Annotated in this window: 18 protein-coding genes; all 18 read left to right on the top strand. The window is 61.0% G+C overall.

Annotation, left to right across the window (positions count from 1 at the left end):
• Positions 1 to 29 precede the first annotated feature (29 nt).
• The gene (gene holA, locus DWW73_RS06510) at positions 30 to 992 is read left to right on the top strand and encodes a DNA polymerase III subunit delta (protein ID WP_117779080.1); all 963 of its coding nucleotides are present in this window, start codon (positions 30 to 32) and stop codon (positions 990 to 992) included.
• 133 nt (positions 993 to 1,125) lie between these two features.
• The gene (gene rpsT, locus DWW73_RS06505; protein WP_022094714.1) at positions 1,126 to 1,392 is read left to right on the top strand and encodes a 30S ribosomal protein S20; all 267 of its coding nucleotides are present in this window, start codon (positions 1,126 to 1,128) and stop codon (positions 1,390 to 1,392) included.
• A gap of 96 nt (positions 1,393 to 1,488) precedes the next feature.
• Complete coding sequence (lepA, locus tag DWW73_RS06500; protein ID WP_117776228.1) at positions 1,489 to 3,300, top strand: translation elongation factor 4; 1,812 nt, start codon at positions 1,489 to 1,491, stop codon at positions 3,298 to 3,300.
• A 4-nt stretch (positions 3,301 to 3,304) separates the two neighbouring features.
• A complete protein-coding gene (dusB, locus tag DWW73_RS06495) occupies positions 3,305 to 4,348 on the top strand; it encodes a tRNA dihydrouridine synthase DusB (protein ID WP_117779079.1) in 1,044 nt (347 codons plus the stop codon).
• A gap of 2 nt (positions 4,349 to 4,350) precedes the next feature.
• Positions 4,351 to 5,583: a radical SAM family heme chaperone HemW gene (gene hemW / locus DWW73_RS06490; RefSeq protein ID WP_117779078.1), complete on the top strand. Its 1,233-nt coding sequence runs from the start codon at positions 4,351 to 4,353 to the stop codon at positions 5,581 to 5,583.
• A gap of 58 nt (positions 5,584 to 5,641) precedes the next feature.
• The gene (locus DWW73_RS06485; protein WP_199413479.1) at positions 5,642 to 6,745 is read left to right on the top strand and encodes a DnaJ domain-containing protein; all 1,104 of its coding nucleotides are present in this window, start codon (positions 5,642 to 5,644) and stop codon (positions 6,743 to 6,745) included.
• Positions 6,746 to 6,826: 81 nt separating this feature from the next.
• A complete protein-coding gene (gene dnaJ / locus DWW73_RS06480) occupies positions 6,827 to 7,975 on the top strand; it encodes a molecular chaperone DnaJ (protein ID WP_117779077.1) in 1,149 nt (382 codons plus the stop codon).
• A 9-nt stretch (positions 7,976 to 7,984) separates the two neighbouring features.
• A complete protein-coding gene (locus tag DWW73_RS06475) occupies positions 7,985 to 9,277 on the top strand; it encodes a MiaB/RimO family radical SAM methylthiotransferase (RefSeq protein ID WP_117779076.1) in 1,293 nt (430 codons plus the stop codon).
• Positions 9,258 to 10,244 (top strand): PhoH family protein, encoded by a 987-nt coding sequence (locus tag DWW73_RS06470; RefSeq protein ID WP_117779075.1) that lies wholly within the window; start codon positions 9,258 to 9,260, stop codon positions 10,242 to 10,244. Before DWW73_RS06475 ends, DWW73_RS06470 begins: the two co-directional genes overlap by 20 nt.
• Complete coding sequence (gene ybeY, locus DWW73_RS06465; protein WP_117564282.1) at positions 10,241 to 10,750, top strand: rRNA maturation RNase YbeY; 510 nt, start codon at positions 10,241 to 10,243, stop codon at positions 10,748 to 10,750. Before DWW73_RS06470 ends, ybeY begins: the two co-directional genes overlap by 4 nt.
• A 9-nt stretch (positions 10,751 to 10,759) precedes the next feature.
• Positions 10,760 to 11,137 carry a diacylglycerol kinase family protein gene (locus DWW73_RS06460; RefSeq protein ID WP_117635248.1) on the top strand — a complete coding sequence of 126 codons (378 nt, stop codon included), beginning with the start codon at positions 10,760 to 10,762 and terminating at the stop codon, positions 11,135 to 11,137.
• Positions 11,138 to 11,149: 12 nt separating this feature from the next.
• The gene (era, locus tag DWW73_RS06455) at positions 11,150 to 12,220 is read left to right on the top strand and encodes a GTPase Era (RefSeq protein ID WP_199413478.1); all 1,071 of its coding nucleotides are present in this window, start codon (positions 11,150 to 11,152) and stop codon (positions 12,218 to 12,220) included.
• A 14-nt stretch (positions 12,221 to 12,234) separates the two neighbouring features.
• Positions 12,235 to 12,984, top strand: a complete 750-nt coding sequence (gene recO, locus DWW73_RS06450) for a DNA repair protein RecO (RefSeq protein WP_117779074.1) — start codon at positions 12,235 to 12,237, stop codon at positions 12,982 to 12,984.
• 138 nt (positions 12,985 to 13,122) lie between these two features.
• A complete protein-coding gene (gene rpsO, locus DWW73_RS06445) occupies positions 13,123 to 13,401 on the top strand; it encodes a 30S ribosomal protein S15 (RefSeq protein ID WP_099431792.1) in 279 nt (92 codons plus the stop codon).
• Between the two features lie 149 nt (positions 13,402 to 13,550).
• Positions 13,551 to 15,797, top strand: coding sequence for a polyribonucleotide nucleotidyltransferase (locus tag DWW73_RS06440; protein WP_117779073.1), 2,247 nt, complete (start codon positions 13,551 to 13,553; stop codon positions 15,795 to 15,797).
• A 638-nt stretch (positions 15,798 to 16,435) separates the two neighbouring features.
• Positions 16,436 to 18,106 (top strand): ribonuclease J, encoded by a 1,671-nt coding sequence (locus DWW73_RS06435; protein WP_117654800.1) that lies wholly within the window; start codon positions 16,436 to 16,438, stop codon positions 18,104 to 18,106.
• Position 18,107: 1 nt separating this feature from the next.
• Positions 18,108 to 20,885, top strand: a complete 2,778-nt coding sequence (locus DWW73_RS06430; RefSeq protein ID WP_233509145.1) for a DNA translocase FtsK — start codon at positions 18,108 to 18,110, stop codon at positions 20,883 to 20,885.
• Positions 20,885 to 22,396 (top strand): helix-turn-helix transcriptional regulator, encoded by a 1,512-nt coding sequence (locus tag DWW73_RS06425; RefSeq protein WP_117779072.1) that lies wholly within the window; start codon positions 20,885 to 20,887, stop codon positions 22,394 to 22,396. Before DWW73_RS06430 ends, DWW73_RS06425 begins: the two co-directional genes overlap by 1 nt.
• Positions 22,397 to 22,402: the final 6 nt, after the last annotated feature.

The raw sequence follows: 22,402 nt of genomic DNA, 5'->3' as shown, positions 1-22,402 counted from the left end.
AATACGAAGGCCTGCGGGAGGGGAGCGCAATGTCCGAAACCGGTTTGCTGCCGGCATATCTGATCGTCGGTACCGACGGAGTCAAGCGCGACCACGCCGTCTCGCGTATGAAAGCGCGTCTGGAAAAATCGGGTATGGTCGAGTTCAACCTCGACGAGCGAGACATGACCAAGGACCCCGATATCGAGTCCATTATCGGTTCGCTTAACACCTTTCCGATGGGCAGCGAGTTTCGTCTGGTAATCCTCGATGGCTGCTCAAAGCTCGCCAAGGCGGTCTCGGAGCCGCTCGTTGGGTATCTGGCGAGTCCCAGCCCAACAACGGTTTGCCTCATCATCGCTGACTCACTTGCCAAGAATACGCGCCTGTATAAGGCAATCGCCAAGATCGACAAGAAGGCTATCGTCGATTGCTCGGGTACCAAGCGCTGGGAACTGCCGCGCCGTGTTCAGCGGATGGCGACGCAGCGCGGTATGTCGATTTCGACGGCGGCCGCCGAGGAGCTCGTCTCGCGTTCGGGTGAAAACACGCGCATGCTCGATAACGACTTGGCTAAGCTTGCCCAGATGGTCGAGTCGCCTCAGATTGAACTTGCCGATGTTGAGCGCTGGATTGTTCGTACGGCCGAGGTTCAACCCTGGGACTTCCTCAACGCCGTCTCGGCTCGCGATATGCGGCGTTCGCTCGAGCTCTTCAATCTGCTGCCCGCCAAGAGCTATGTGTGGACCTACACGCTGCTGTGCGGTCGCATCCGTGAGCTGATCGTCGCCAAGGCGCTCGATGCGCGTGGACAGGGTCGCGAGCTGGCCGCAACGCTCAAGCTCCAGTCCTGGCAGGTCAAGAATCACCTTACCTGGGCGCGTCGTTTTTCGATGACCGAGCTCATCGCAGCGCTCGAGGGTGCGGTCGATGTGGAGCTCGCGCTCAAGGGTTCGGCCGATTCTGAGACCGCGCTTTTGCTCTGGATTACGAACATCTTGAGAAAATCGTGATGATACCTGCCTATTTGGCAAATTCGTTCTATCCCTTTGAGAGGGAGCGTGCTATAGTAGGCGCTTGCATGACCTCACCGTGTCTCAGAGGTGTCATACATTTTTTGCAAGGAACTCGAAAGGAACTCCAGAAGTGGCAAACATCAAGTCTCAGAAGAAGCGTATCCGCACCAATGAGGCAGCTCGCATGCGTAACAAGGCTGTCAAGTCCGAGCTCAAGACGCTGACCAAGCACGTCCAGTCCGCCGTCGCCGAGGGCGACGCCGAGAAGGCCCAGGCTGCCCTCAAGACCGTTACCAAGCGTCTCGACATGGCTGCCGCCAAGCATGTTATCCACAAGAACCAGGCTTCCAACCGCAAGTCCGGTCTTGCCAAGCTCGTGAACAGCATCAACGCCTAAGTTGTAAATTTCACACTACACAGATTACGCGCATAAATGGAGCCTGTTTTATGGAACAGGCTCCATTTTTTGTACCGCTCGGGTAAGATAGTCCGCATGAATACTTCAATTGACATTTCCCACATCCGCAACTTCTCAATCGTTGCGCACATTGACCATGGCAAGTCTACGATCAGCGACCGCATCCTCGAGCTCACCCATACCGTCGACGAGCGCGACATGGAGTCGCAGCTGCTCGACACCATGGATATCGAGCGCGAGCGCGGCATCACGATCAAGTCCAACGCCGTCCGCGTGTCCTATGACGCCGACGACGGCGAGACGTATCAGTTCAACCTCATCGATACGCCGGGCCATGTAGACTTTACCTACGAGGTCTCGCGTTCGCTGGCCGCTTGTGAGGGCGCTGTGCTCGTCGTCGACGCCACTCAGGGTGTCGAGGCACAGACCGTCTCCAACGCGACGCTCGCCATGAACGCCAATCTGGACATTGTGCCCGCCATCAACAAGATCGACCTTCCCTCGGCGCATCCCGACGAGGTTAAGACCGAGATCGAGGACGACCTGGCGATTCCCGCCGATGATGCCGTGTGCGTCTCGGGCAAGACCGGCGAGGGCATTCACGATCTGCTGGAGTCCATCGTCTTTTTGATTTCGCCGCCTAAGGGCGATGCAAACGCTCCGCTCAAAGCGCTCATTTTGGATTCGTACTTTGACGAGTATCGCGGTGTGGTGGCTACGGTGCGCGTCTTCGATGGTTCCATCAAAAAGGGCGATACCCTGCTTATGATGCAGGCCAAGGGCGACTTTTTGGTCGACGGCGTGGGCGTCAAGCGTCCTGCCGAGACCCCGGTCGACGCGCTGACCGTCGGCGAGGTTGGCTATGTGGTCACGGGTCTGAAGGACCCCGAGGCTGTGCGCGTGGGCGATACCCTTACGTGGGCTTCGAACCCCTGCCCCGAGCCTCTGCCGGGCTACCGCGAGGCCAAGCCCATGGTCTACACGGGCCTGTTCCCGATCGACAACAAGGACTACGAGAACCTGCGTGACGCCCTCGATAAGCTGCACGTCAACGACCCGTCGTTGGTGTGGGAGCCCGAGACCTCGGTGGCGCTCGGCTTTGGCTTCCGCGTGGGCTTCCTGGGCCTGCTGCACATGGAAGTCGTCAAGGAACGCCTGGAGCGCGAGTTCAACCTGGACCTCATTGCCACGAGTCCCTCGGTCGACTATCACGTCTACAAGACCGACGGCGAAATGATCGATGTCCGCAGTCCGCAGGACCTTCCCGAGGCCACACGCATCGATCGTATCGAGGAACCCTACCTCAAGGCAAAGATCATCTGCCCGCCCGAGTATACGGGTGCCGTCATGCAGCTCGCCATCGAGCACCGCGGCGTCACAACCGACATGATCCACCTGACGAGCAAATCGGTCGAGATGCGCTTCGATATGCCGCTCGCCGAGCTCATCTTGGACTTCTTCGATCAGCTCAAGAGCCGCACCAAGGGTTACGCCTCGCTCGACTATGAGTTCAACGAATATCGCCCCTCTGAGCTCGTCAAGCTCGACATCCTGCTTTCGGGCGACGAGGTGGACGCGCTTTCGTTTATCGTCCATAAGGACAAGGCATATGGCCTGGCCCGTGGCCTGTGCGACAAGCTCAAGGAGATCATCCCGCGTCAGCTGTTCGAGGTGCCCATCCAGGGTGCTATCGGCAACAAGATCATCGCCCGTTCCACCGTCAAGGCGCGTCGCAAGGACGTTCTTGCTAAGTGCTACGGCGGCGATATCTCGCGTAAGCGCAAGCTGCTCGAGAAGCAGAAAGAGGGCAAGAAGCGTATGAAGGCCATCGGATCGGTCGAGGTCCCGCAGGAGGCCTTTATGGCGATCCTCAAGGTGGACGAGTAGGTCTATGACTCTTTCCGAATATAGTCTGCGGCTGCTGGGCGCCTATGCCGAGCAGCCGTTCCTTATGGCTCCCATGGCGGGCGTGACCGACCCTGCCTATCGCATCATGTGTCGCCGCCGCGGTGCCAACCTTGCCTACAGCGAGATGGTGAGCGTGGCAGGCCTTGCCTATGCCAGTAATAAGACGTGGCGCCTGGTGCTACCGGCCGACGAGGAGCAGCAGATTTGCGTGCAGCTCTTTGGCTCCAAACCCGATCAGTTTGCGAGCGCCGTCGCCGCCGTCGAGGAGCGCGTTGGCGATCGCCTGTCGCTCATCGATATCAATATGGCATGTCCCGCCCGCAAGGTCGTTACCAAGGGCGAGGGCTCGGCGCTCATGCGCACGCCCGACCTGGCCGAGAAGATCGTCGAGGCCACGGTGGGCGCGGCGCACGTGCCCGTGACCGTCAAGATTCGCAAGGGCTTTTATGCCGAGGACCGCAATGCCGCGACATTTGCCCAGATGCTTGAGGGCGCAGGGGCTGCCGCAGTCGCCGTGCATGGTCGTTGCGCCACGCAGCTCTACACGGGCCAGGCTGATTGGTCGGTCGTCGATGAGGTTGCCGACGCTGTCGAGATTCCCGTGATTGGTTCGGGCGATGTGTTCTCGGCCGAGGACGCTGCTGAGCATCTGCACGGCTCGGGTGCCAGCGCGGTGTTTATCGCGCGCGGCATCTACGGCAATCCGTGGGTGTTCGGCGATGCCCGAGCCCTTGCACTCGATGGCACGCCGGTTCCTTTTCGCTCCTCGGTCGAGCGCCTGGAGGCTCTGCGCGAGCACCTGACGTTGACGCACGAGCTTCTGCCGCTCATGTCGCGTGCTCGCACGTACGCAAGCTGGTACTTAAAGGGCATGCCCCATGCCGCCGCCTGGCGCGCTCAGGTGGTGCGTTGCTCTACGTACGAGGAGTTCATGTCGCTGGTCGATGATATCGAGTGCTATGTGGTGGCCTGCGAGGCCGCGCTTGCCGCCGGTGAGTCGGTGCCCGATCATCCGCTGGAGGCTTAAGGGTGGCCGTTACCGCGCTGTACGTGCACGTGCCGTTTTGCGCTCAAAAATGCCGCTATTGCGACTTTGACTCGCGCAGCTTTGCTCTGTGTGATTTGGATGCTGCGCTCGATTCCTATTTTGAGCAGCTGTATGCGCGCCTCGATTCCTTTGGCGACGCCGGGGCGCTTGCGCAGGCCCGCACGGTCTATATTGGCGGCGGCACGCCGTCACTTGCTGGGGAGCGCCTGGTGAAACTTGCCCGTCGTATCTCCATGTGGTGCAAGCCCGTTGAATTTAGTTGCGAAGCCAATCCTGAGTCGCTGACCGCTGAGCTCGCCACCGCGTTTGCCGAGGCGGGTGTCACGCGCATCTCTCTGGGCGTGCAAACCCTCGACAATACCGAGCTGGCTGCTATTGGCCGCATTCACGATGCTAATCGGGCACTTGCGGCTATCGCGACGGTGAAGGACGCTGGCCTCGATGTGTCGTGCGACCTGATGTGCGGCCTACCCGGGCAGACGGCCGCAAGCTGGCGGAGCACGCTCGATGGCGTGTTGGAGGCGGCGCCTCATCATGTGTCGGTCTACCCGCTCACGCTCGAGGAGGGCACGCCACTCTATCGCATGGCGTGCCGTGACGAGTCGCTCGAGCCCGATGAGGATTTTCAGGCTTCGTGCATGGACGCGGCGCGTGAGCGCCTGGGTGCGGCCGGCTATCTTCCGTATGAGGTGGCAAGCTACGCGCTCGATGGACATGAGTGCGCACATAACATTGCCTACTGGACCGGACGGGGCTACCTGGGCCTGGGTCGTTCTGCCGCGGGCATGCTCGACGACGAGGATTTCGACCGTCTTGCAGGTTTGTTCCCCGGCGTGTCTTCTCGAGGCGATGCGTACCGCGTGCGTCTGGTGCAACGTGACGATGACGCGACGGCGTTCGAGGCCGAATATCTGTCGCAGCGCGAGGCTGTCGCCGAAGACTTGATGCTCGCTTGTCGCATGACGCGCGGTGTTGCGTCCGACCTGTTGGCTCGTGCAGCTTGCGTCATCCCAACGGGCGAGCTGGCAGCTGCCTGCGATCGTGCGCTCGAATTGGGTCTTGCCACTTGGGTGCCCGAGACGCTCGGGATTCATGAGGGACCCTTCACCTCGGCAGATGTCATCGCGGGCCATGTTCGAGCTCGTCTGGCGCCGACCCATCTGGGCTGGCTCGATGGAAATGTTCTGTTCGAGCTGTTTTGGGATCTAGCTTAGGCCGCTCGGGTAGAATTACCGGAATATATACGCTGCTGTGAGCAGGAGGTTGCCGCGCATGGCGACGATGAACGAAAAAGATTACTACGAGATTCTGGGTGTCTCCAAGGACGCCACCTCGCGTGATATTCAAAAGGCCTTCCAGCAAAAGGCCCGTAAGCTCCATCCGGACGTCAATAAAGAGCCGGATGCCGAGGAAAAGTTTAAAGAGGTTTCCGAGGCCTACGCCGTGCTTTCGGATGAGCAAAAACGTGCGCGCTACGACGCCATGCGTTCTGGCAATCCCTTTGCCGGTGCTCCTACGGCTTCGCCCTATGGTGGCGGCTACGCCGGCAGCACGGGCTATGGCAATCCCTTCGAGGGCGGCTTTCCCTTTGGTGGCGCCTGGGGCCAGCAGCGTCGCGGCCAGGCTGCCTACAATCCCGAGAACGGCGCCAACGTGGTCGTCGATATCAAACTCGACGCCAAGGAGGCCAGGGGCGGTGCCCGCAAGACCGTCCGCTACACGCGCTTCGATACCTGTAGCAACTGCGGCGGCTCGGGCTCCGTTTCGTCTGAGCATGCCCATACCTGCCCGAGCTGCGGTGGCCGCGGCCACATCGACGTTGACCTGTCCTTCCTGTTTGGTGCGGGCACGTTCCAGTCGGTCTGCCCCGAGTGCGGCGGTTCCGGTAAGGTCGTGGCCGACCCCTGCCCCGATTGCGGTGGCAGCGGGCGAACCCGTGTGACCTCCGAGCAGACGATTGAGTTTCCTGCCGGCACGCACGATGGCGACGAGGTCCGCATTAGCGGCATGGGCCATGCTGGCACTAACGGTGCCGCGGGCGGCGACCTGGTCGGCCGCGCCCATGTTGAGGCCGAGCGCTTGGAAGGCAAAGCTCGTACTGGCTTTTACCTGATGGGCATTGTGGCGCCGTTTTTGGTGCTGTCGGCCATCTCGGGAGTGTTCTCGGCCTTTGCCGTGATGTGCTTTATTCCGTTTACCATGGGCCTGTTCATGGTGCTTTCGGACGGTGTGCTTCATCGCAGCCTGCTGTGGTGGAAGCGCGGTGCGATGCAGTTTGCCAACGGTTTTGCCAACGGCTTCATGTTCGCGCTCGTGTCGGTTTGGTTCGCGAGCTGCTCGCAACGGGCCATGCTTTCGCCGTATCAAATGCAATAACATCAAACCCTTTGTTTGCGGTCGGCCCAGCTTGGGTATAGGACGCACTGTGACAATAATGAAAGTCGGAAGGATTCGGTCGTGTCGGAAAATAGGGATTACTACGAGGTGCTTGGCGTCGACAGGGATGCCGACGCGCGGACGATTAAGCGTGCGTTTTTAAAGAAGGCCCGTACCGTACATCCGGATGTTTCGGACGATCCCGAGGCCGAGGCCAAGTTCAAGGAGCTCAACGAGGCCTATTCCGTTCTTTCCGATGAGCAGAAGCGTGCTAACTACGACCGTTACGGCACTGCCGACGGTCCTGGTGGTTCGGGCTATGTCGACATCAACGATATCTTTGGTGGCATGGGCATGGACGACCTGTTCTCGTCGTTCTTTGGCGGTGGCGCCGGTGGTGGCGCCCGCAGCCGTCGTGAGCGTCGTCGCGGACGTGACATGGCCATCTCCCTTTCGGTGACGCTCGAGGAGGCGGCGCTCGGTTGCAAAAAGACGATCAGCTATGATCGCCTTGCTCCTTGCGAGGACTGCAACGGTACCGGTAGGGCCGAGGGTGCACAGGAAAAGCAGTGCAGTCGCTGCCACGGTACGGGCTACGTCACGACGGTTCAGCGATCGTTTTTGGGCCAGGTTCAGTCTTCCTCGCCTTGCCCCGACTGCCATGGCGAGGGCACGGTTATCGACCATCCCTGCGAGACCTGCGACGGTCAGGGCCGCACGCCTTCGCACGAAAAGATCGACATCGATATTCCCGCCGGCGTTTCGACCGGTCGCCAGCTGCGTGTGAGCGGCTTTGGCGAGGCCGGCCTTCGCGGCGAGCCTTCGGGCGACCTGATTGTCAACGTGCGCGTTGCCGACCATGAGCGCTTTAAGCGCAACAGTGACGACCTGTACCTGGTGAGCGATATCTCGATTGCGCAGGCTGCGCTCGGCTGCGAGATCGAGGTCGAGGGCATTATGCCCGACGAGGTCGTTAAGGTGACGGTTCCCGCCGGCGCCCAGTACGGCGACACCGTGAGCGTCAATAATTACGGCATGCCGCGTATCGGCGGTGGCGGTTCGCGCGGTCGTCTGGTCGTGCAGCTGCGCGTGGTCGTCCCCACCAATCTCTCTAACAAGCAGCGCGAGCTGCTTCGCGCCTTCGCCGACGAGATGGGCGATGACGTCGCATCCGGTAAGAAGTCGGTGACCGACCGTATCAAGAGTGCCCTCGACGACATCCTCGATTAAGGAGCCCGTGTGCTCGCACCCCATATTTCCATCGTCAACCTCGGTTGCCGTGTCAACCGGGTTGAGTCCGACCGTATCACTGCCGATCTTATGCGCCTAGGCTTTGCGATGGTGGAGCCACCGGACGCCGATCTGATCGTTATCAATACCTGCGCCGTGACGGGGGAGGCCGAGGCCAAGACCCGTAAGGCCGTCCGTCATGCGCTGGCCCATCCAAATGAGCCCTATGTGCTCGTGACCGGTTGCGTGGTCAATTTGCATCCCGAGGAGCTGTTGGAGCTTTCGGATCGCGTGATCGCCGAGCCGTCCAAGATCGATGTCGCCGAACGTGTCTGCGAGGTGCTGGGCGTTGAGTCCGATAGCGTTCCCGCCTGCAGCGATGGCGAGGTGGTCGATGCGCTCGGTCGCTCTCGCCTGGGCGTGAAGATCCAGGACGGCTGCAACCATCGCTGCACCTATTGCATTGTGTGGAAGGCGCGCGGCCCCGAGCGCTCCGTGCCTGTCGAGTCCGTGCTTGAGCAAGTTCGCGAGGCCCAGGAGGCCGGCGTGCCCGAGGTGGTGCTGACCGGTGTGAACCTGGGTGCCTACGATGGCAAGAGCGCGACCGACGAGCATGTCGAAATCGATGAGCTGCTCGAGGCCATCATGGAGCGCACGACTATTGCGCATGTGCGCATTTCCTCGGTCGAGCCCATGGATATCTCTGAGCGCCTGCTTAAGGTTATGGCGCGCTATCCGCAGCGTATCGCCCCGTTTTTGCACCTGCCCGTGCAGTCCGGCTGTACGGCGACCCTGCATCGCATGGGTCGTCCCTATAGTGCGGAGGCCTTTGAGGACACGGTGCGTATGATTCGCGCCAACTTGCCCCAGGCGTCTCTTTCGTGCGATGTCATCGTCGGTTTTCCTGGTGAGACGGACGAGGAGTTCGAGGAGTCGCTGGCGCTGTGCCGCCGTGTGGGTTTCTCGCGTATGCACGTGTTCCGCTATAGCAAGCGTCCCGGTACCCTTGCTGCCGACATGCCCGACCAGGTGCCGCCCGAGGTTATGGCCGAGCGCAGCCGTCGTATGCGAGACACGGCGCAGGAGCTCGCTATTGCCGATGCTCGTCGTCGCGTGGGCACTGTCGAGCGTGCCGTGCTTGAGTACGGTGACAATTTAACGCTCGGTTCGTTCCATCATGCCCGTCTTGACGATACCTGTGGACTTACAGCCCCGTGCCTGCTCGATGTTGCTATCATCGGAGTCGATGATTCCGGCTTGGTCCGTGCGCGCAGGGAGGTCCATGGAAGCCTCGAAGATTAGACTTACCGTTCCCGAGGGAGTTGATCCCTCGCGTGTTTTGGGCGCCGGCGACGGCGTCCTTCGTGCGCTCGAGAGCTTGGTTCGCGCTCACGTGGTCGCCCGTGGCGATAGCATCTCCGTGAGCGGTGACCCGGATGAGGTCGAACTCGTGGCGCGTTTTTTTGAACACGCTTTTCGCGAGGCGGCGGCCGGTCGTATCCTGTCTGCCGACGATGTCTCGCGTTGCCTGGCCGTCTTGCGCGACGGCGAGCATGAGGCCACATCGCTTCGCGATGACGTGCTGCTTTCATACCGCGGTCGTGTCATTCGTCCCAAGACGCTTGGGCAAAAGCGCTATGTGGATGCCATTCGCTCGCATACCATCACCTTTGGCTTGGGTCCTGCCGGTACCGGTAAGACCTATCTGGCCATGGCGCTCGCCGTTGCCGCGCTCAAGCGCCATGAGGTGGGCCGTTTGATCTTGACGCGTCCGGTTGTCGAAGCAGGGGAGAACCTGGGCTTTTTGCCTGGCACCCTCGAGGAAAAGATCGATCCGTACATGCGTCCGCTCTACGACGCCCTTTTTGACATGATGGATCGCGAGCGCACCGATGAGCTTATGGAGCGCGGCGTGATCGAGATTGCCCCGCTTGCCTATATGCGCGGTCGTACGCTGAGCGATGCTTTCGTGGTGCTCGACGAGGCGCAAAATACCACGCCCGAGCAGATGAAGATGTTCCTGACACGCCTTGGATTCAACTCCAAGTTCGTGATTACCGGCGACCTTAGCCAGCGCGACCTGGTGGGTCGTCGTGGTGGCTTGGCGGATGTCGAGCAGATTTTGGGCCGTGTCGACGATGTGGCGTTTGCACACCTGGAGCGCGCCGATGTGGTGCGCCATGCCCTGGTGGGTCGTATCGTCGAGGCATACGATGCTTATGATGACGTGCGTGAGCAGCGCTCGCGCGACCGAAAGGAGTCCCGTTGAGTGTATTGATCAGCAACGATGCCGAGCTCGATACGCTGCTCGACGCGCAGGAAGTGGAGCACATCTGCGAGGTTGTGCTTGCCGCCGAGGGCGTTGAACGTGAAGTCGAGATTTCCCTTTCGTATGTCGACGAGGACGAGATGCACGAGCTCAACCACGAGTGGCGTGGCATCGACCGCACCACCGATGTGCTCTCGTTTGAATGCGACTCGGCCTTTGACGAGGATATTCCCGCCGACGAGACGCTCGAGCTCGGCGATATCATCTTGGCCCCGCAGGTCATTGCCCGTCAGGCCCCCGGCTTTGGCAATAGCCCTGCCGACGAGTGCCGCCTGATGCTCGTACACGGCATGCTGCACCTGCTGGGGTATGACCATATCGAGGACGACGAGGCCGAGGTCATGGAGGCCCGCGAGGACGCTATCCTGCGCGATCTGGCGCTCGAGCGCGGCGAGGACCCCAAACTCGTTCACGTCGGCCCCATCACCAATCATGCCCACGACTAGGAGCCGCTTATGATTCCCGGATCGAACAAGGACCATCCGTCCTTTTTAAAGTCGTTCTCCTACGCCATGGAGGGCTTCGTCACCGCCGTCAAGACCGAGCGCAACATTAAGGTTATGCTCGTGGCGGGCGTGTGCACCATCATTGCCGGCTGCATCGTGGGGCTCGACATTGCCGAGTGGGCCACGATTATCATCTGCTGCGGCCTGGTGATTCACGGCGAGCTGTGCAATACCGCCATGGAGGCCATTGTCGATCTGGCGACCCAGGAGCTCCATCCGCTGGCAAAACGCGCCAAGGACATCGCCGCCGCCTCGGTATACGTACTTTCAATCACCGCCGCGATTGTGGGCTTGCTGGTATTTGCCCACGCGCTCGGCTTTATTTAGAAAGGGATTCCCATGTCCGACAATATGCAGCCTACCGATGAGATTTTGGACGACGAGTCCCTGGACGAGGCTGAAGGTGCCGATTCGTTTGACGAGGCCGAGGAGTTCGACCCGTTTGAGGGCATGAGCGACGAGGAACTCGACGCCCTGTGCGACGAGGACGACAGCCTCGCGGGCTTTGGCGACGTTGAGCCCGGTTTCCGCAGTGGCTTCGTGGCCTTGGTCGGCCGCCCCAACGCCGGTAAGTCAACGCTGCTCAACGCCTGCTATGGCAAAAAGGTCGCCATCACCTCGCCGGTGGCCCAGACGACCCGCCGTCGCATGCGCGCCGTCGTCAACCGTCCCGGCTACCAGCTGGTCTTTGTCGATACCCCGGGTATTCATAAGCCCAAGGACGGTCTGGGATCCGAGCTCAACAAGAGTGCGTTGTTCGAGCTGAACGATGTCGATGTTGTCGCGTTTTTGATTGATGCCACTAAACCGATTGGCAGGGGAGACGCCTGGGTTGCCGAGCGTGTCAAGAATGCCCGTTCCAAGAAGGTCCTGGTGCTCACCAAGGCCGATGAAGCCGACCCCGCACAGGTCATGGAGCAGCTTAAGGCCGCCCACGAGCTTATGGAATATGACGACGAGATCGTGACGTCGTCGGTCAAGAACTTTAACGTCGATGCCTTCATCGAGACCGTTGCGCACTTTTTGCCCGAGGGTCCGCGTTGGTTCCCCGAGGACATGGGTACCGACGCTTCCGATGAGACGCTCGTTGCCGAGTTTGTGCGCGAGAAGGTTTTGCGCCGCACCCGCGATGAGATCCCGCACTCCGTGGGCGTGATTTGCGATGCGCTTGAGCAGACCAAGAAGGTGCTGCGCGTGCACGCCACCATTTACGTCGAGCGCGAGGGCCAAAAGGGCATCATCATCGGCAAGGGCGGCGAGATGATCAAACATATCGGCATCGACGCCCGTCGCGACCTTGAGCGCATCTTTGGCACCCAGGTCTTTTTGGAGCTGGACGTGAAGGTCAAGGCCGGCTGGCGTGACGACGAGGCCCAGATTCGCCGCTTTGGGTATAACGCCGAAGACTAACCTTTCGAACGCATATGGCAGGTTCTCGCACATATCGCACAAAAGTGCTCGTCCTCGATAAGACCAAGCTCAAGGAAACCGATCTGATTTTGACGATGCTTGACGAGCGAGGCCGCCAGGTGCGTGCCGTGGCAAAGGGCGCGCGCAAGCCTGGCGGTCGCTTGGCGGCGCGCTGCGAGCTGTTCTGCACGGTGGATATGCTGCTCGCGCACGGACGCTCGCTCGACATCGTGTCTCAGGCCGAGTTGTTGGAGGCTCCCCTTGGCGCCGCCCCCGACTATGAGGTGACCTGTGCGGCGAGTGCGATCGCCGAGGTCGCGCGCGTATGTTCGTTTGAGGATGCCGAGGATCCGTTTACCTTTGCCATTTCCTCGCGCGCCTTGGAACTCGTGGGCGGCGGCCTCGATGCGGCGCACATGGACCTCCTGGTAGCCGCCTTTGTCTTTAAGCTGCTGTCGCATATTGGGTATCGTCCCGATTTTTCTGCCTGTGTGTCGTGCGGCGACCCCATGCTGTCGTATTTTTCGCCCCAGGCCGGCGGGCTCATGTGCGGGTCGTGCGCGTCGAGCGTTCCGGGTGCCGAGCTCGTGTCGACCGGTGAGGTCGCATGGCTGCGCGCCCTTATGGGCATGACCTTCGACGAGCTTATGGATCAAAAGATCGACCCGCATACTGCGGCGTTTTTGCTCGGGCTTTCGCATGTCTGGGCGGCGACGCATACCGACCAGCGCCTCCGTGCGATGGAATTCATGTTGGGTCGGTGATGATGCGCATGGGCGGTCTGCTTGTGGTAACATACCGACCTGTTGGTACCTCGACCTTGGTTGCTCGCTCCACCGGCGGCTTCCCAGTCCGAGGCGAATCGAGTCGCCCGTGGGCGACGCAAAACGAAAGGTGAAACAATGACTGTTTCCAAAGAGCGCAAGGCGGAGCTGACTGCCCAGTTCGGTAACACCCCGGTCGATACCGGCAACCCCAAGGTTCAGGTCGCCATCCTGACCGAGCGCATCAAGGAGCTGACCGAGCACATGAAGTCCCACCAGAAGGACTTCCACACCCGTCGTGGCCTGCTCATGCTCGTCGGCCGTCGTCGTCGTCTTCTCTCCTACATCAAGAAGAACGACATCGTCGAGTACCGTGAGCTCATCAAGGCTCTGGGCATCCGCGACAACATCCAGTAGGATTTGTACATGCTAAGAGCGTCCTGCGCAGCGGGGCGCTCTTTTTGTGTAAGGGCGTGAACAATCACGCTCTGAAGCGTGGCGGGGGCAGGGGGCCCGCGTCACATGAGAAGCCCGCAGGCAAGGGGCCTGTGGGGTAAAGGAGAACAATGACACTCGTATCCAAGACCTTTGAGCTGTACGGCAAGACCTACACCTTTGAGTCCGGCGAGCTTGCCAAGCAGGCCACCGGCGCCTGTCTGGTCAAGCAGGGCGACACCACGATGCTCGACACCGTGGTCGTCTCCAAGGAGCGTAAGAACTACGACTTCTTCCCGCTGACCGTCGACTTCAACGAGAAGATGTACGCCGCCGGCCGCATCCCGGGTGGCTATCTCAAGCGTGAGGGCCGTCCCAGCGAGAAGGCCACGCTCACGGCCCGTATGATCGACCGCCCGATTCGTCCGAGCTTCCCGGACGGCTTCCGCAACGAGGTGCACATCGTCGCCACCTCGCTCGTCGCCGACCAGGTCAACCCCTTTGACGTCATCAACGTCATGGGTGCTTCCCTGGCAATGACGCTCGGCGGCGTGCCCTTCGAGGGCCCGCTTGCCTGCGTGCGCATCGGCCGCAACGTGGAGACCGGCGAGTTTATCGTCAACCCCACCTATGAGGAGCGCGAGAACTCCGATCTGGATCTGGAGCTGGGTGGCTCCGCCGACTTCATCTCGATGGTCGAGGCCGGCGCCGAGGAGATCTCCGAGGACGACATGCTCGCCGCCATGAAGTTTGGCCAGGAGGCCCTTGCTGCCTTCTGCCAGGCTCAGGACGAGTTTGTCGCCGAGTGGGAGCAGGTCAACGGCGCCATCGTCAAGAAGGAGTACCCGCTCGACCAGCCCGTCGAGGAGGTCCAGGAGCGCATCTTCGCCCACTACGACGAGATGGCAGCCGCCCTTCGCGACGCCGACAAGCTCTCCCGTATCGGTAAGGTCGAGGCTCTGAAGGAGTCCATCCGTGCCGAGTTCACCGAGGAGGAGCAGGCCGCTTGGGAGCGCGAGATTCCCGTGGCGCTCAAGAAGCTCGAGAAGAAGGCTATGCGCACCATGGTCGTCGAGACCGGTGAGCGCGTCGACGGCCGTGCCGCCGATGAGATTCGCCCCATCATGGTGAAGGATAACTACCTGCCGCTCGTTCACGGCTCCGGTCTGTTCCAGCGTGGCCAGACTCAGGTGCTTTCCGTCCTGTCGCTCGGTATGCTCAACGAGGGCCAGCGTCTGGATACCATCGAGCCCACCGAGGGCAAGCGCTACATGCACCACTACAACTTCCCGCCGTTCTGCACCGGCGAGACCGGCCGCATGGGCAGCCCCAAGCGCCGCGAGATCGGCCACGGCAACCTGGCCGAGCGCGCTCTGCTTCCGGTGCTCCCCGACGAGAACGAGTTCCCCTACGCCATCCGCGTCGTCTCCGAGGTCATGGAGTCCAACGGCTCCTCTTCGATGGCTTCGACCTGCGGCTCCACGCTCGCCCTTATGGACGGCGGCGTGCCCATTAAGCGCCCGGTCTCCGGTATCGCCATGGGCCTGATCCAGGAGGAGGGCAAGACCGTGGTCCTGTCCGACATCCAGGGTCTCGAGGACTTCCTGGGCGACATGGACTTTAAGGTCACCGGCACCACCGAGGGCATTACCGCCCTGCAGATGGACAACAAGGCCACCGGCCTCACCTTCGACATTCTGGCCCGCGCCCTGCAGCAGGCCAAGGAGGGTCGTGCGTACATCCTGCAGAAGATGCTCGATGTGATCCCTGAGCCGCGCCACACCACGCGCAGCACCGCTCCGCGCATCGTCTCCATCCAGGTTCCGACCGATAAGATCCGCGACGTCATCGGTTCCGGCGGTAAGGTCATCCGCGGCATCCAGGACGAGACCGGCGCTTCGGTCGACATCCAGGAGGACGGCACCGTCTTTGTCGGCGGCACCGGCGAGTCCGTCGACCAGGCCGTCGAGCGCATCAAGCTCATCATCAAGGTTCCCGAGCCGGGCGAGGAGTACACCGGTCGCGTGGTCTCCATTCAGCCCTTCGGTGCCTTCGTGAATCTGCTGCCCGGTAAGGACGGCCTGCTGCACATCTCCCGCGTCGCCAAGGGTCGTGTGGAGAAGGTCGAGGACGTCCTCAACGTGGGCGACGAGGTCAAGGTCGTCGTCATCGAGGTCGACGATCGTGGTAAGATCTCGCTCGATCGTCTCGATAAGCCCGAGGCCCCGGCTCGCGCCGAGGGTGCCTCCGAGGGCGACGGCGAGCACTTCCAGCGTCGTGAACGCCCGCGTCGTGAGCGCTCCGAGCGCAGCGACCGCCCGCGCCGTCCCGGCGACAACGGAGGCCGCAAGCCCCGCCGCCACCACGACGCCGAGTAACAGCCGTACATAAGCAGCTCATGCAAGGGCGACTCCTAAGGGGTCGCCCTTTTGTTTGCGCCCGGGAGGGCCGCATATGAAGTTTCCTGCTCTACAGTCCTGCGCAAGACGGAAAGCACATTAAGTGCTTTCCTTTGCGTGCGGAACTCGCGATAAACTTCATATGCGCCCCTCCCGGTCGCAAGCAAAAGGGCTGGTTAGTGTCGCTCGCTATTTAGTTAGACAGTCTATTCAGTAGTCAGATTTCAGATCTGTAGATAGCCGCAGCAGTATCTTCCCAGATAAAACCGACCAAAACAAACCTGTCCTTTTTGGCAGGTTTCCCGTGGGGCGGGCGCTGATGAAGTTTATCGCGAGTTCCGCACGAACAGGAGGCCACTTAATGTGGCCTCCGTCGTGAGCAGGACTGTAGAGCAGGAAACTTCATCAGCGCCCGCCCCACGGGAAACCGGCGGGATAGACCAGTTCAGATGGGGCTTTGATGCATGGGTGGTCTGTTGTTGTGCAAATGGGTATCATACTGTGGTTACTGCATCGACTCGGTGATGCATGTTTGTACGTTCCCGGCGGTCGGTTTGCCAGAAGCGCCCCGTCGGTTGTTCCAGACCCGTTTCGAAGAAAGGAAAACACACTAACCTATGGCAGCTAAAAAATCATCTCCCTTGAAGATCATCCCGCTTGGCGGCCTTGACGGCATCGGCAAGAACATGACGGTCTTCGAGTGCGGCGACGACATGGTGCTCGTCGACGCTGGCCTCATGTTCCCGGATGACTCCCAGCCCGGTATCGACCTGGTGCTTCCCGACTACACCTATGTTCTTGAGAACGAGGAGAAGCTCCGCGGCATCATCGTCACCCACGGCCACGAGGACCACACCGGTTCGCTTCCGTATCTGCTGCAGGACCTCAACAATAAGGTGCCCATCTTCTCGAGCAAGCTGACGCTCGGCTTTATCGAGGGCAAGCTCTCCGAGTTCCGCATCCGCGCACCCAAGTTCCGTGAGGTCAAGGGCGGCAGCCATGTCAACCTCGGCGGCATCTCGCTCGACTTCTTCTCGATGACGCACTCCATCCCCGGCGCTCTGGGCGTGTTCATTCGCACCAACCAGGGCACCGTTATGCACACCGGCGACTTTAAGCTCGACCAGACGCCCATCGACGGCGTCACGCCCGACTATGCCGCTATCAGCCGCTTTGCCAAGCAGGGCATCGACCTGCTGCTTTCCGACTCCACCAATGCCACGGTTCCCGGCTTTACCAAGTCCGAGGCCGAGGTTGGTCCCAACCTGCTGCACGCCATCAAGAACGCCCCGGGTCGCGTGTTCGTCGCATCGTTCTCGAGCCACATCCATCGTTTGCAGCAGATCTGCGATGCCGCCCGCAAGTGCGGCCGTAAGGTCGTTGTGACCGGTCGCTCCATGCTCACGAACACCCGCGTGGCGCGCGAGCTCGGTTATCTCAACATCGATGATGCCGATATCATCGATGCCTTCGATATTGATAACCTGCCTGACGACAAGATCGTCGTCATGTGCACTGGTTCGCAGGGCGAGCCGCTGTCGGCCCTGTCCCGCATGGCCAATGGCGAGCACAAGACGCTCTCCATTCACGAGGGCGATACCGTTATCCTCTCGGCAACTCCTGTTCCCGGCAATGAGAAAGCCGTCCAGCAGGTCGTCAACAGCTTGGCCAAGCTCGGCTGCGACGTGTGGGATAAGAACCGCGCTCTCGTCCACGTCTCCGGTCACGGTAGCCAGGAGGAGCTCAAGCTCCTGATGGCCATGGCCAAGCCCACGTACTTTATGCCGGTTCACGGTGAGGCCGTGCATCTGCGCGCCCATGCGCAGCTGGCCCGCAAGATGGGCATCAAGGACGATCATATCTTTATCCTCGATAACGGCGACACGCTCGAGATGCGCGGTGGTATCGTCAAGCGCGGTACGCCCGTCGAGTCCGGTGTCGTTTACGTCGACGGCCTGCGTATCGGCGATACCGACCCCATCGTCCTGCGCGATCGCCAGAAGCTCGCCAATGACGGTATGGTCACGGCCGTTGCCATCGTCTCCCTCAAACACAAGAAGATCGAGGCCATCGAGTTCTCGGGCCGCGGCGTCTCGTTTGCCATCGACGACCAGTTCTCCGAGGATGCCTCCGCGTCCATTATGAAGACGATCGAGAAGGGTAAGTTTAGCTTTACCAGCAGCGGTTCCGATGCCATTCGCAAGGCCGTGCGCGATTCGCTCTCTAACTTTATCTGGAGCCGTACGCGCACCCGTCCGATGATCATCCCGGTCGTCATGGAGGTTTAGTTTGGCGCGCGGATCTGCAAAAAACGCCAAAGGCAATAAGGCCAATAACCAACCGGCATCTGCTAAGGGTGCCGGTTCCCATCTGCGTGCCAATAAGGGCCACGAGTCCGAGTTTGATGAGTTTGAGCCCCTGGTCGAGCCTTCGGCCAATCGCGATATCGCCGGTGTGGTCATCGCCGTTTTGGCGATCGCGTCCTTCATTGCCGTGATCTCTCCGGCAACAGCGCCCGTGACGGCTGCGGTTGCCGGGTTCTATCACCTGGGCTTTGGCCTGGGCGCCTACGTGCTGCCGATCGTCATCTTGCTGTTTGCCGCCACGCTCTTTTTGGGTGAGGACTCGCCGCTCAACGTGCGCTCTGTCGCGGGCGGCGCCGTGGTCTTTATCGCCGTCGTCTCCATTCTTTCGCTGATGGTGCCGGGCACGAGCGATTCGTGCGACCTTATGTTTACGCCGCAGAACCTTTCCGTGTCGGGTGGCTACATTGGTGCGTTTATTGCGAGTGCGCTGCAGAATGCCCTGGGTAAGCCTGTCGCGATGGTGGTCCTGTTGGGTCTGGCCGTCGTTGGTTTTGTCATCATTGGCTTTTCGGTGGGCGGTGTGCTGCGCTCTGCCCGCGATCGTGCGGCAGATTTTGCCGAACGCCGTCGTGCCGATGTCAACGCCAGCCCGTGGGGCGATGAAGAGGCCCTGTCTGTTCCCGGCGTCGCTCGTCCGCACCTGAGCATTCTGCGCCAGAAGGGGACTGACGCCGCGGTGACCACGGTCATGGGTGGCGATGTCGACCCGGTTTTGGATGACGACGAGGACGATGACCCATTTGTCGTCGTATCCGAGTCGGTTGAAGCCGAGCGCGCCAAGACCACGCTGCTGCCGCGCCGCCATGCCAAGAAGGGCAAGGCTGCGCCCAAGCTCAACACAAGCGAGCCCGACCCGTCTTGGTCCGATAGCGAGATTGAGCTCACCGAGGGTGACGACGAGGACGACGAGGCTCCGCTCGAGACCGCCAAGACAACCTTGCTGCCGCGTCGCCACGCCAAGCGCGGTCAGGTCACTGGACAGCTTTCGATGGAGGACGATCCGGACAAGGTTGACGAGTCCGAGCCGCCGTTTGCCGTGAACCCTGTTTCGGCCGCACCTCAGATTCCCGACTTCTTAAAGCATCCCAAGGTTGCCGATGCGCCTGCCACGAGTGCTGTCGAATCGGCTGCGGCTCGTGATGGGGGAGCGGACGGCGGCGCCGCAGATAACGAGGGCGAAGAAGAGGACGGCCTCAAGCTTCCGCCGCTCGAAATCCTACATGCCAACCCGCAGTCGGCTTCTGCCGCGTCTTCGGATAAGGAGCTGGAGCAGACCGCTGAGTCACTGCAATCCACCTTGCTTGAGTTTGGCCGCAGTGCCCGCGTGGTCGGCTGGATCGCCGGCCCCACGGTGACGACCTTTAAGCTGCAACCTGGCGAGGGCGAGCGCGTGAGCAAGATTTCGAGCCTCGAGGACGATATTGCGCTTTCGCTCGCCGCCCAGTCGGTTCGTATCTTTGCCCCGATCCCCGGCACCTCTCTCGTTGGTATCGAGATTCCCAACCGCAAGCGCCAGAACGTCAATCTGGGCGACGTGCTGCCCTATGTGAAGGGCGGTCCGCTCGAGCTCGCCATCGGCCGCGACGCCGAGGGCACGCCGGTCGTCGCCGACCTCGCCAAGATGCCCCACCTGCTGATCGCCGGTACCACGGGTTCCGGTAAGTCGGTCATGATCAACTCCATCATCACAACCCTGCTCATGCGCGCCCTTCCCGAGGACGTTCGCCTGATCATGGTCGACCCCAAGCGCGTCGAGCTTGCAGGCTATAACGGCCTGCCGCATCTTTACGTCCCCGTAGTGACCGAGCCCAAGCAGGCCGCGAGTGCCTTGCAGTGGGCAGTGTCCGAAATGGAGCGCCGCCTGAAGGTCTTCGAGCGCCTTAACGTGCGCAAGATCTCGACCTATAACGAAAAGCAGGCCGCCGGCGAGTTTGAGCATTACGATAACCCGCCGCAAAAGATGCCCTACCTGGTCATCATCATCGACGAGCTTTCGGACCTGATGATGGTTGCCGGCAAGGACGTCGAGGCTTCGATTGTGCGTATCGCCCAGCTGGGCCGTGCCGCCGGTATCCACCTTATCGTGGCGACTCAGCGTCCGAGTTCCAACGTGGTGACGGGCCTCATTAAGGCCAACATCACCAACCGTATCGCCTTTAACGTCGCCACGGGCATCGACTCGCGCGTCATCATCGACCAGATGGGCGCCGAGAAGCTCACCGGTTTGGGCGACATGTTGTTCTCCAAGGTCGACTGGGGCAAGCCCCGCCGTATCCAGGGCTGCTTTGTCTCGGATGATGAGATCAACGAGATTGTCGAGTTCGTCAAGTCGCAGAGTGAGCCCGACTACCACGAGGAGATCCTGTCTGCCGTGGCGCCCGCTTCCATGTCCATGGCGGGTGGCGGCGGCATTGTCCGCACCGGAGTAGCCGAGCCGCAAGACGATGATCCGCTCATTTGGGAAGCCGCCCATATTGTGGTGGAATCGCAGCTTGGCTCCACATCTGGCCTGCAACGTCGTCTGAAGGTTGGCTATGCGCGTGCCGGGCGTATTATGGACATGCTGGAAGAAAAGGGTGTCGTCGGCCCGCCCGACGGTTCCAAGCCGCGCGAGGTCCTGTTGGACGAGGAGGGGCTTGCCGCGCTGGAATCTGTCGACGCCGAGATGGCACGTGAAGATCGTGAGTTTGGAGGATTCTGATGGCTGCACGCTTTGGTGACATGCTGCTCGAGCAGCGTCGCCGAATGGGCCTTTCCATTCAGCAGGTCGCCAACACCATCAAAATCAGGCCGCAGATCATCGAGTTTTTCGAGACCGGTAACTTTGCTTCGATGCCGCCGCGCGGCTATGCGCAGGGCATGATTTCGAGCTATGCTCGCTTTTTGGGCCTCAATCCGCGCGAGGTCGTCAATGCCTACTTTGACGAGCTGATGGCATACGAGCGCGAGACGTCGCAGCAGGGCGGTCGTTTTCAGGACGCCGCCGGCTACGTCAATTCGCGTTCCTCTGTCGATAACGGGCGCTTCCTGATGGTTCAGGGCGGTCGTTCGACTCGCTATGGACAGCGTCCTCAGCAGGCCGGTTATATCACCGAGACGGGTTCGGGCGAGGAGATTCGCTCGCAGCGTGACCGGTTCCGCAGTACGCCGATGCCCGAGGACCGTGCACTTCCCGCTGCCCGCGGCGTGGCGCGTGACCCTCGTGCCGGCTACGGCGACGGCGGCTATTCCGATCGCGGTCACCGTGGTATCTCCACCGGACGTTCTCGCAGTGGCTATGCGGACGCCGATGCCACGCAGGTGACGCCGCGTCTTCGCTCTCAATCACAGCCGTATGGCCAGCGCTCTTCGGCTCCGCGTGCGGGCCAGCGTGGCTATCAAGGCCGCGGTGAACTTGCGCCCCGCTCGGGTCAGCGCAGCCTTCAGGGCCAGGGTGGCTATCGCGGCCGTTCCGACAGCAATCGTGGTCGTATGCCTCAGGGAGGCGGCCGCAGCAGTTCCAGTCGTGGACGCGGCGGTTCCCGTACTCCTCAAAACAACGGTCTCGATCCGCGTATCGTCTACGCCGGCATCGGTGCCGTGGCGTTGCTGCTGATCGTGCTCATCGTGGTACTTCTGCGCGGCTGCGCATCTTCGACGCCCGAGACCACGCCCGAGACGCCCACTGCTACCAAGACGACGCCCAAGAAGTCTTCTAAGAAGACCGAAACGGTCGACGAGGACGAAGACACCGATGAGGCGACGGATGAGTCGACCGATTCGGACGCCACCAAGACGACGGCTAAAAAGGAAGAAAACGAGGTAACGAAGGTCAAGGTCTCCGTTGCCAAGGGAAAGACCGCCTGGATTGAGGTCAAGGTCGATGGCAAGTCGGTCTATGGCGCCCAGGCGACTGGCCCCTTTGAGCAGGAGTACACGCCTGAGTCCTCGATCGAGATCACCACGTCCAAGCCTTCCGATGTCACCGTTACCAAGAACGGCGAAAAGGTCCGTTACGATACCAAGACCTCGGGCGTGGCGCGTGTGACGATCACCGTTCCCAAGAAGGAGACGACTGGTTCCGAGAATGGTGAAAGTTCTGATGGTACCGACACCACCGATGGTGCCGACACCACCGACGGCACCGATGCCCAGTCCACGGATGGCGCCGATACCGCAACTGACGGCCAGACGCCCACCGATTCTACCGACTATTCGTACGATAGCTACTAAGCCGCT

Origin of the sequence: Collinsella sp. AF16-8 (genome assembly GCF_003462695.1) — a bacterium.
GTDB lineage: Bacteria > Actinomycetota > Coriobacteriia > Coriobacteriales > Coriobacteriaceae > Collinsella.
This window is presented reverse-complemented; position numbering and strand designations above follow the sequence as displayed.

Bases quoted from the DNA above. Each gene is read 5' to 3' on its own strand.
- holA (WP_117779080.1), top strand. From the start codon at position 30: ATGTCCGAAACCGGTTTGCTGCCGGCATATCTGATCGTCGGTACCGAC.
- DWW73_RS06435 (WP_117654800.1), top strand. From the start codon at position 16,436: ATGGCAGCTAAAAAATCATCTCCCTTGAAGATCATCCCGCTTGGCGGC.
- DWW73_RS06470 (WP_117779075.1), top strand. From the start codon at position 9,258: ATGGAAGCCTCGAAGATTAGACTTACCGTTCCCGAGGGAGTTGATCCC.
- era (WP_199413478.1), top strand. From the start codon at position 11,150: ATGTCCGACAATATGCAGCCTACCGATGAGATTTTGGACGACGAGTCC.
- DWW73_RS06460 (WP_117635248.1), top strand. From the start codon at position 10,760: ATGATTCCCGGATCGAACAAGGACCATCCGTCCTTTTTAAAGTCGTTC.
- DWW73_RS06425 (WP_117779072.1), top strand. From the start codon at position 20,885: ATGGCTGCACGCTTTGGTGACATGCTGCTCGAGCAGCGTCGCCGAATG.
- DWW73_RS06440 (WP_117779073.1), top strand. From the start codon at position 13,551: ATGACACTCGTATCCAAGACCTTTGAGCTGTACGGCAAGACCTACACC.
- dusB (WP_117779079.1), top strand. From the start codon at position 3,305: ATGACTCTTTCCGAATATAGTCTGCGGCTGCTGGGCGCCTATGCCGAG.
- recO (WP_117779074.1), top strand. From the start codon at position 12,235: ATGGCAGGTTCTCGCACATATCGCACAAAAGTGCTCGTCCTCGATAAG.
- DWW73_RS06485 (WP_199413479.1), top strand. From the start codon at position 5,642: ATGGCGACGATGAACGAAAAAGATTACTACGAGATTCTGGGTGTCTCC.
- rpsO (WP_099431792.1), top strand. From the start codon at position 13,123: ATGACTGTTTCCAAAGAGCGCAAGGCGGAGCTGACTGCCCAGTTCGGT.
- lepA (WP_117776228.1), top strand. From the start codon at position 1,489: ATGAATACTTCAATTGACATTTCCCACATCCGCAACTTCTCAATCGTT.